At 62.7% G+C, this 9400-nt stretch carries 10 protein-coding genes; 3 read left to right on the top strand and 7 right to left on the bottom strand.

All coding sequences use genetic code 11. From position 1 onward, the window contains the following. Positions 1-64 precede the first annotated feature (64 nt). The 4 genes from RMO18_RS06640 to miaB all read right to left on the bottom strand — a co-directional run bounded on the left by RMO18_RS06640 (position 65) and on the right by miaB (position 3748). The gene (locus RMO18_RS06640; RefSeq protein WP_309664720.1) at positions 65-1072 is read right to left on the bottom strand and encodes a PhoH family protein; all 1008 of its coding nucleotides are present in this window, start codon (positions 1070-1072) and stop codon (positions 65-67) included. A 193-nt stretch (positions 1073-1265) separates the two neighbouring features. Beyond that, complete coding sequence (locus RMO18_RS06635; RefSeq protein WP_309664719.1) at positions 1266-1682, bottom strand: hypothetical protein; 417 nt, start codon at positions 1680-1682, stop codon at positions 1266-1268. A gap of 5 nt (positions 1683-1687) precedes the next feature. Beyond that, entirely contained in the window at positions 1688-2107 is a 420-nt protein-coding gene (locus RMO18_RS06630; RefSeq protein WP_309664717.1) for an OmpA family protein, read from the bottom strand. A 321-nt stretch (positions 2108-2428) separates the two neighbouring features. After that, complete coding sequence (miaB, locus tag RMO18_RS06625) at positions 2429-3748, bottom strand: tRNA (N6-isopentenyl adenosine(37)-C2)-methylthiotransferase MiaB (RefSeq protein WP_309664715.1); 1320 nt, start codon at positions 3746-3748, stop codon at positions 2429-2431. Between the two features lie 158 nt (positions 3749-3906). On the opposite strand from miaB, the gene RMO18_RS06620 reads away from it, so the two are divergent. Then, positions 3907-4776 carry a hypothetical protein gene (locus RMO18_RS06620; protein WP_309664714.1) on the top strand — a complete coding sequence of 290 codons (870 nt, stop codon included), beginning with the start codon at positions 3907-3909 and terminating at the stop codon, positions 4774-4776. A gap of 216 nt (positions 4777-4992) precedes the next feature. Continuing rightward, positions 4993-5967: a fatty acid desaturase gene (locus tag RMO18_RS06615; protein ID WP_309664712.1), complete on the top strand. Its 975-nt coding sequence runs from the start codon at positions 4993-4995 to the stop codon at positions 5965-5967. A gap of 115 nt (positions 5968-6082) precedes the next feature. On the opposite strand, the gene irrA is transcribed toward RMO18_RS06615, so the two are convergent. After that, positions 6083-6499: an iron response transcriptional regulator IrrA gene (gene irrA / locus RMO18_RS06610; RefSeq protein ID WP_309664711.1), complete on the bottom strand. Its 417-nt coding sequence runs from the start codon at positions 6497-6499 to the stop codon at positions 6083-6085. Between the two features lie 82 nt (positions 6500-6581). Next, entirely contained in the window at positions 6582-7826 is a 1245-nt protein-coding gene (locus RMO18_RS06605; RefSeq protein WP_309664709.1) for an MFS transporter, read from the bottom strand. A gap of 134 nt (positions 7827-7960) precedes the next feature. On the opposite strand from RMO18_RS06605, the gene fabA reads away from it, so the two are divergent. Next, entirely contained in the window at positions 7961-8470 is a 510-nt protein-coding gene (gene fabA, locus RMO18_RS06600) for a bifunctional 3-hydroxydecanoyl-ACP dehydratase/trans-2-decenoyl-ACP isomerase (RefSeq protein WP_309664708.1), read from the top strand. Positions 8471-8591: 121 nt separating this feature from the next. Here fabA and RMO18_RS06595 read toward each other — a convergent pair whose 3' ends face one another. Further along, on the bottom strand, positions 8592-9230 hold the full coding sequence (locus tag RMO18_RS06595) for a class I SAM-dependent methyltransferase (protein ID WP_309664707.1): 639 nt from the start codon (positions 9228-9230) through the stop codon (positions 8592-8594). Positions 9231-9400: the final 170 nt, after the last annotated feature.

Below are 9400 nucleotides of genomic sequence, written 5' to 3'. Positions count from 1 at the left end.
GCGAAGTCCCGCGCGCCGGGAGACAGGTCTTGCGCCGCCCGGCGCTCCGCCAAAAAAGCAACCGTCAGCCGGTCGGGGCCTCGTCGGCCTCATAGGCCTCGATGATCCGCGCCACCAGCGGGTGACGCACAACATCCTTCGAGGTAAAGTAGTTGAACGTCACACCCCGCACGCCTTTCAGAATGCGCTCGGCCTCCTGCAAGCCGCTTGGCACGCCGCGCGGCAGGTCGATCTGTGTGCGGTCACCGGTGATCACCATCCGGCTGCCCTCGCCCAGACGGGTCAGGAACATCTTCATCTGCATCGCGGTGGCATTCTGCGCCTCGTCCAGCACCACGAAAGCGTTGGCCAGTGTCCGGCCCCGCATGAAGGCAAGCGGCGCGATCTCGATCCGCTTCTCCTCCAGCAGTTTTTGCACCTGCTTGGCCGGCAAGAAGTCATTCAGCGCGTCATACAAGGGCTGCATGTAAGGATCGACTTTCTCCTTCATGTCGCCGGGCAGAAAGCCCAGCCGCTCGCCCGCCTCCACCGCCGGTCGGCTAAGGATGATCTTCTCCACCGCGCCCGAGATGAACATCGTCACCCCGACCGCGACCGCCAGATAGGTCTTGCCGGTACCCGCTGGCCCGATGCCAAAGCCCATTTCATTCGCGAACAGATTGGCGACATAGGTCTTCTGCGCCTCGGTCCGCGGCTCGATCGGCTTTTTGCGGGTGCGCAACTCCATCCCGGTGTTGAACAACTCGATCTGCTCGCCGGGGGCGGTATCGCCAACCGGACGGCCCATGCGCATCGCGCCGTCAATGTCGCCAGCGGCGACGGTTCGCCCTGTTTCGAGCCTGGCGTAGAGCGAACGCATCACCGCTGCGGCCTGATCGCGCGCACTTCTGTCGCCGATCACTGCAAGCCGGTTGCCGCGTCTGAGGATATGCACCCCCATCTGATGTTCGATCTGTGCCAGATTGCGGTCAAATTCACCGCAAAGGTCGATCAACAATCGGTTGTCAGGAAATTCGAGGACCGTTTCCACAATGTCCTCGGCGGTCGGGGGGGTCAGCGCGCTGATGCCCAAAGGGCGCTCCTTTTGCTAAGATCCAGTCAGTAAAGTCTGATCTCGGACACGCCATCTGGCAAGCACAGATCGGGTCCGACACAAACTCTTGTGCAGAAAGACGCAAGTTTTGTGACGCCACGCCCGAAACAAGGCAAAAGGCCCCGGCTTTAGCCGGGGCCTTTTGCTGTATTTGTGGCCAACGGCCCGCTGTTTATTTGACGACGAATTTCTGGCCAGGGCCGGAAACGCGGTCCTTGAACGGTGCGCTGTCCGTTTCATAGACGCCGATCACCGTGCCTGGCGGGTATTTGCCATCACATACCGGCAAGCCAGTCCTTGGGTCAAAGCGCGGCGATGAATAGCCCTCGATGCCATCGTCGATGATCCAGACCTGGCAGCCGTCCGGATCATAGGCGATTGCAGCCTTACCATCGACCAGCGTGCCCTCGTCCGTGCCCTGATCCTGGCCGGTGGCAATCACCGAATCCGGCCCGCTATACTCTTGCGTACCTTCATAGCCACCGCCTTCGGTGTAGGCGCAGCCGCTCAGCCCAAGTGCGACGGTCAAGCCAAGGCCAAACTTCGCCACCCCGACCGTCCAAACGAATTTGCTCTCTGCAAGGATCATCGCATTCACCACTTCTTGCAGAGGATTTCGACACGGCGGTTCTTCGCCATGCCGCTGGCCGTCGCGTTCGAGGCTACCGGCTGGCTTTCGCCAAGGCCCGCCTCGCTGTCGACCACCGCACCTACTGATCGGGCGACATCCGCCACGGTCTTTGCGCGGCGCTGCGACAAATCCAAGTTGTAGGTGTCGGCCCCCCGGCTGTCGGTATGGCCGCTGATCATGTAGGAAAACGATCCGGCCTGACGGAAGAACTTCTCCAGACGGGACCTGCCGGTGCCGGTCAAGGATGCGCTGGCGGTGGCGAACATCGCGTCGGTGCTCTCGGTCAGGCAGCTGGTCTGTTTCAGGCAGACCGGCTTGCCAGTCTTGGCATCGCGGCGCGGCACCATGTAGCCCTCGGTTCCGCCGTCGGCCCACCAGTGCATGCAACCATCAGGGTCAACCCAGACGCCCCACTCGATTTGACCTGTGACCTGGCCATCCTGCGCGTGCGCAGCCGACCCGATGACAAGCAACAAGACGGCAGCGACCGACGCGATCGCCTGCCGCAGCACGTATGAAACCCTTAGCACAACCCAATCTCCCTCATTACGAACCGGCAACTGTGGCCAGACGTGAAATCTTGCCAACAATTAAACCCTTTCTAGGGCGATGAGATGCAGTAATTTGGTTCTCTTAGCCGGATTAGGCCAGAAAACTTGGCGCTTTTGTGCCTTAAGGGGCTATTCTGCAACACTTGTCAGGGCTCACGTCAGGTCCGAACTTCGTACTGCGGCCAAAGAGTTGGTCGATGAAGCTAATACGCGCACCCGCGCCAACTCGCCGATTCGGCCGGTTTCATCCTGCACATGCACCGCGTGGAGATGTTCGGATTTGCCGACCATCTGGCCCGGCATCCTTCCGGCTTTCTCATACAGGACAGTAACCTCGCGCCCCACCATCGCCTCTTGCACGGCGCGCTGCTGCAAGGTGAGCAGCGCCTGCAAACGGTGCAGCCTTTCGTCGGCCACCTCGGTCGGCACAGCCGGCTTTTCGGCTGCTGGCGTTCCCGGACGCGCGGAGTATTTGAAGGAATAGGCAGCCCCGTAGCCCACCGACCGGATCAATGCCAGCGTATCTTCGAAATCCTGATCGGTCTCGCCCGGAAAGCCCACGATGAAGTCCGAGCTGAACAGGATGTCGGGCTGGGCCGCCCGGATACGCTCGATCAGCCGCAGGTAATGTTCCGCCGAATGCTTGCGGTTCATCGCTTTCAGGATGCGGTCTGACCCTGACTGCACTGGCAGGTGCAGATAGGGCATCAGTTGCGGCACCTCGGCATGGGCGGCGATCAGGTCGTCATCCATGTCGTTCGGGTGGCTGGTGGTATAGCGCAGCCGGGCCAATTCCGGGATCGCGGCCATCTCGCGGATCAGGCGCGACAGGGTCCAGGCCCCGCCCTCGCCTGCGCCGTGATAGGCATTCACGTTCTGGCCCAAGAGGGTGATTTCACGCACCCCACGCGCCACCAGATTGCGCGCTTCGGCCAGCAATCGGTCAACCGGGCGGCTGACTTCGGCCCCGCGGGTATAGGGCACCACGCAAAAGGCGCAGAACTTGTCGCAGCCTTCCTGCACCGTCAGAAACGCCACTGGCCCGCGTGGGGACAGGCGTTCTGGCAAATGGTCGAACTTGTCTTCCGCCGGAAATTCGGTGTCGATGACGCGACCCTTGGCCTCCACCATCTCTGGCAGCCGATGATAGCTCTGCGGCCCGACCACCAGATCAACCACCGGCGCGCGGCGCAGAATCTCGGCGCCCTCGGCCTGGGCCACGCAGCCGGCAACGCCAACCTTGAGGTCCGGCCGCGTCAGTTTCAGCTTTCGCAGGCGGCCAAGATCGGAATACAGCTTTTCATCCGCCTTTTCGCGGATGTGGCGGGTGTTCAGCAAGACCATGTCGGCGTCTTCGACGGTGTCGGTCGGCACATAGCCTTTGGTGCCCAGGGCTTCGGCCATGCGCTCGCTGTCATAGACGTTCATCTGGCAGCCATAGGTCTTGATGAACAGCTTCTTGGTGTCGGTCATTGGGTCCATTCCGGCAGGCTTGCTCCGGGAGGTGCGCTTTTAGCGTGAAACCACCCGGTTGCGCAACTGCGCGCCCCTTGCAATGGCCGCGCGCTTGACCGAGTCTGGCAGCGGTTGCAACCGCGACCTGCACAATTGGCCGACAACCCGGGACCGTCATGCGCTATTCGTCGATTGCCAGACTTCTGGAACAGGCCGGGCCGGCGCTGGCCACCGGGCCGCTGTGTCTGATGATGGCCGAAGACGAGGTGGAGCTGGACGCATCCCTGCGCCACCAGTTCAAGATCGGCTTTCGCGATGTGGTGCTGCTGATCCCCGAAGGCATAAGCCTTGGCGATGAGATGGAACACAATGTGCATGTCGTCACCCATGATGTATTTGCCGAAGCCGCCCTGTCGAATGCGGTGAACCAGTTCATCGATGCGCTTGCGGGCGTCTGGATTCACTACTGCTACAACACCGAATTCCTGTTCTTTCCGTTCTGCGAGACCCGGTCGGTGCGCGAAATGCTGACCTTCCACACAGAAGAGCGTCGGGATGCGATGTTGACCTATGTGGTGGATCTTTATGCCGGCGATCTTGGTCGCAACAGCAATGCGGTGGCCTTGGACGACGCATGGCTGGACCGGTCAGGCTATTACGCGCTGGCCAGGGAGGACGCCGCCAAGGGCTGGCAAACCAAGGATCGCCAGCTTGATTTCTTTGGCGGCCTGCGTTGGCGGTTCGAAGAACACATCCCCTGGCCACGCCGCAAGATCGACCGGATTTCACTGTTTCGCGCAAAAAAGGGGTTGCGGCTGCACCCCGACTTCACCCTGTCTGACGAAGAAATGAATACCTACGCCTGCGCCTGGCACAACAACCTGACAGCGGCTGTCTGTTCGTTCCGCACCGCCAAAGCGCTGCGCACCAACCCCGGATCGCTGTTTTCCATTCCCACGTTCCGTTGGCACAACTCCGTCGCGTTCAACTGGCACAGCCAGCAACTGATGGACCTTGGGCTGATGGAACCGGGGCAATGGTTCTGACCCGGGGTACCGGTGCACGCCACCCATCGGCCCGCCGTGACTGCGGCGCAACCCGAAGCAACCGTTCCGACCCCGGACCATACGTCACAGGCAGAGAGGGCTTTGCGGCCTGCGCAATACAGTCTAGGGTGCGGCACGCAACGGAAAGGCGCACCCTTGATCCCCGACACTTCGACTTCCGCCCAAGGGTCTGAACCCCGGGCAGCCCGTGATTGGGTGGCAATTCTTGCACGCTATCGCGATCCGTCGTGGAACCGCAGTTTGTGGGAGCTTGGGGTGACCCTGCTGGCCTACTTCGCGTTTTGGGCGCTGGCCTTGGTGGCGCTGCAGTGGCACTGGCTGGCGTCGCTGGCGCTGTCTTTGCCGATCGGGGCGTTCCTGGTGCGGCTGTTCGCCATTCAGCATGATTGCGGACACAACGCGTTTTTCGCCAGCCGGGCGATGAATGACTGGGTCGGCCGCGCCTTGGGGTGCCTGACGCTGACACCCTATGATGTCTGGCGCAGGTTGCACTCGGTGCACCACTCCAGCGCTGGCAACCTTGACCGGCGCGGCATCGGTGATGTGGTGACACTGACCGTCGCGGAATATCGCGCCCGCAGCCCCTGGGGGCGGTTCGGCTATCGACTGTACCGCAATCCGGCGGTGATGTTCGGCCTTGGGCCAGCCTGGCTGTTCGTGCTCAACAACCGGCTGCCGGTGGGGCTGATGACAGCAGGGCTAAGCTACTGGGTATCGGCGATGGCCACCAACGTCTGCCTGCTGGCGGTGTTTGTGGCGCTGTGGTTCATGGGTGGCTTTGCCGCGATCTTTGCAATCTGGCTACCTTCGGTGCTGATCGGCGCCACCATCGGGGTCTGGCTGTTCTACGTCCAGCACCAGTTCGAGGCCACCCAGTGGGATCACGAAACCGACTGGTCGCTGCATGACGCGGCCCTGCACGGGTCGTCGCATTACGTGCTGCCACAGCCGCTGCAATGGATGACGGCCAATCTTGGCATGCATCACGTGCATCACTTGCAAAGCCGCCTGCCGTTCTACCGGCTGCCCGAAGTGCTGCGCGACTTCCCGCCGCTGGCACAGGCACAACGGATGACGATCCGCCAAAGCCTGGTGAACGCACGCCTGCATCTGTGGGACGAGAAGAGCCGGCGACTTCTGGGCTGGGCCGACGCGCGCCGCGCCGCCTGACGGTTTTCAAACGGAGCAGCGTTCCGCCGCTGGTCTTTTGCCTCGCCGACCGGGCATAGCCCGGATCAGCTCAGGATTTCTTGAGTATTTTTCCCAAGAGCAGCCCTAAAGGCTATCAGGCGCGCCGCAGCCGGATCACCACGTCGACACGGGCGATCTCCATCCCCTCGGGGGCTTGCGGCAGGCCCGCGATCTGCAACTGGTCATTCGGCGCGTCGGTCAGACTGTGGCTGTCTTCCCAGTAGAAATGCGGGTGGTCATCGGTCCGGGTGTCGAAATAGCTTTTCGAGCCGTCAACCACGACCTCGTTCATCAGTCCAGCCTCGCAGAAAGCCCGCAGCGTGTTGTAAACGGTGGCAAGGCTGACCTTTTCGTCTGACTGGCTTGCGGACAGGTGCAGGCTTTCGGCAGTGACATGGCGGTTTTCGCCGTCGCCGACCAGCAAGGTGGCCAGTGTCAGCCGCTGGCGCGTCGGACGAAGCCCGCCGTTGCGCAACCATTCCGCCCCGCGATCCGCGTCGATGACTGTCATTGCCGCCCGTCTTTCCTGCACTGGTTCCTATATAGGGTGCGCGACAGGCTTTTTTCAATTGAAAATCGGTATCGGGCGCCGCTCAGCCATCGGCAAAGCCCCGACCCAGCGCACGCCATGCCGCCGCAGTCAGTGCAACAGCGCCCAGCGCCGCCGCCCAGAACGGCAGCGTCAGGGCCACATCGCGCGGCAACGGCCCTTCCGTGAGGCGCACGATCAGGCCCGATAGGATCAGGCCCACCGGCATCATCCCCCAGGCAAGCAGCCGGTACAGACTGTTCACACGACCGAGAAGCGCATCGGGAATCATCCGCTGCCGGGTGCTGACGGACACGATGTTCCACGTCAGCCCCGAAAACTCGAACACCGCGAAGACAAGTGCCAGGGTCAGTGCGCCGGGTGCCAAGGCCATCAGCGCAAAGGCGGGGGCGGAGGTAGCAAGCATCCATTGCGTGGTGCGGGCCGGGCCCAAGGCGCGCACGATCCGCTCGCCCATCAGGCTGCCAAGTATGCCGCCAATCGCGCCGCCAGCCAGCACCAGGCCATAGACCTGTGCGCCAAGGCCAAGGTTTTCTTGCGCATGCAGCACAAGGGCGATCAACACCATCTGGTGCAGCAGGTTCCAGGCCCCGGTCGTCCAGGCCAGACTGCGCAACAGCGGCGCTGTGCGCAGAAAGGCCAGCCCCTGCCGCAGTTCTGCCCGCCAGTTGCGCGGTGCCGTCTGGACCGGGCGAAAGCTGCCGCTGATACCCAGCACCAGCAGGACCGCTGCGCCATAAGCGGCCGCGTTCAGGGCAAAGGGCAGCGGCAGGGCGAACGCAATCAGGAACGCGCCGAATGCCGGACCGATCAGCGAATTGGCCACCAGTTCCACGCTCCACAGCCGCCCGTTTGCGCGTTCCAACGCAGTGTGTGGGACCAGCGCCGGCAGCATGGTTTGTGCGGCATTGTCGCGAAACACTTCCGCCCCGCCCACGATCAGCGCCGCGCCGCAGATCAGCGCAAACAGACCCGGCGCCGATAGTCCCGTTGCTGGCGCCGGCGAAAGCGGCATGGCCAGCCAGAGCGCCAGTGCCGCCACCGCAAAGGCCAGTCCGCGCAGCGCGTCCATCCACAGGATCAACCGCCGCCGATCCACCCGGTCTGTCACCACCCCGGCAGGCAGCGCCAGCAGGAACCACGGCAGGCGCAACGCCACCGGCACCAGCGCTATGAGCAACGCATCGCGCGTGAGCAGCGAGGCCACCCAGGCCCAGGCCACCACGGCCACACCATCCGCGAGGTTGGCAAGGCCACTTGCCGCAATGAACCGTGCCAGAATCGTCATCGATCACCCCTGCTTGCTGCGGCCACCCAAAGCCAGGCTTTATGCAACGTCAAGGCAGGGCATGCCCCGACCCTTGCCACCCTTCCTCGCCGGGTGCTAGGGATATGCAAACACCTAGCAGGGGACCACAAGGGATGGCGTCTTTTCCGACATATTTCGACAAGGAGGCGCTGCTTGCCTGCGCCCGGGGCGAGCTGTTCGGCCCCGGAAACGCCCAGCTTCCCGAACCCCCGATGCTGATGATGGACCGCATCACCGACATCTCGGAAGATCGCGGCGCACACGGCAAGGGCCATGTGGTGGCCGAATTCGACATCACGCCCGACCTGTGGTTCTTTGCCTGCCACTTCCCCGGCAATCCGATCATGCCCGGCTGCCTTGGCCTCGACGGGCTCTGGCAACTGACCGGCTTCAACCTTGGCTGGCGGGGTTGGCTGGGTCGCGGCTACGCGCTTGGCGTGGGCGAGGTAAAGCTGACCGGGATGGTGCGGCCTGACCGCAAGAAGCTGACCTACCACGTTGATTTCACCAAAGCGCTGACCACCCGGCGGCTGACCATGGGCGTCGCCGATGGCCGGGTCGAGGCGGATGGCGAGGTGATCTATCTGGTCAAGGACATGAAGGTCGCGTTGAGCGAGGCGTAACCCCGGCGCGCGTAACCCCGGCACCCGCAGTCGGCCCTCGGAGAAACAGCAGCGAACCCGCCGCCCGCCGATTTTCCCCTGTCCCGGACGCATGATTTGCCATGGACGCGCGCCAACCTGCTCAGGTCGCCTTCAGCACCCAGATTTCGCACATGAAGTCTGGTTCGGTGGTCGGCATCATCTGGAAAGGGACGCCTCGACTGCCCAGCGTCAGGCGATGTGCCGCCTCCAGCTCCTTCATGATGACGGCCCAGCCGCAGCTTTCCCAAGCTTCGGGGAGGACGGCAAAGACGATGCTGCCCCCGGGTCGCAAAAGCCGGGCAAATTCGCGCAAGCTGGCAGAGGGCATCTGCGAGGTTGTCCCGCAAGTCACGACCGCATCGAAGGACGCGGGAGCAAACGCGGTTGCGTTGTTCAGATCGCAGATGTGCAGTTCGGTATAGATCGCCTTCCCTCGTGCAATCTCCAACATCTGGTCCGAATAATCGACCGCGACAATGTTATGAAAGCCACTGTCTTTCAACGCCTGACCCAAAAGCCCCGTCCCCGCCCCGGCATCCAAAATCCGCGCAGACCGCTCCAGGACCTGCCCGACAACCTTTGCAACCTCCATCGGCGCAAGGTAATCCTCCACCGCACCTACATCGCTGTCATAGGCATTCGCCCAGATGTCATAGCGGCGGCGCATCTCCGCGTTATCGGGCGCGCGGATCACCCAATCGACCCGTGCAGCCTTGGTCTGGGGAAGCTCGTCGGTCATCACATGGTCCTGCTGCTCTTGCTGCGAAAGAATAGCAAGATGGCTGCCAGACTCAGAGTTAATTCTTCACGCGAGCCCCAAGTCTTCACGCGAGCCCCAAGTCTTCACACGAGCCCCAAGCCCCAACTCCCGTCCCCACACCCCCAACCACCATGGCCCCACCCCCCCCC

This window comes from Tabrizicola sp., from assembly GCF_031377265.1.
In the GTDB taxonomy this organism is placed as follows: Bacteria; Pseudomonadota; Alphaproteobacteria; order Rhodobacterales; family Rhodobacteraceae; genus JAUYQR01.
Note: the sequence above shows the minus strand (reverse complement) of the source record. Positions and strands in the feature narration are given on the sequence as shown.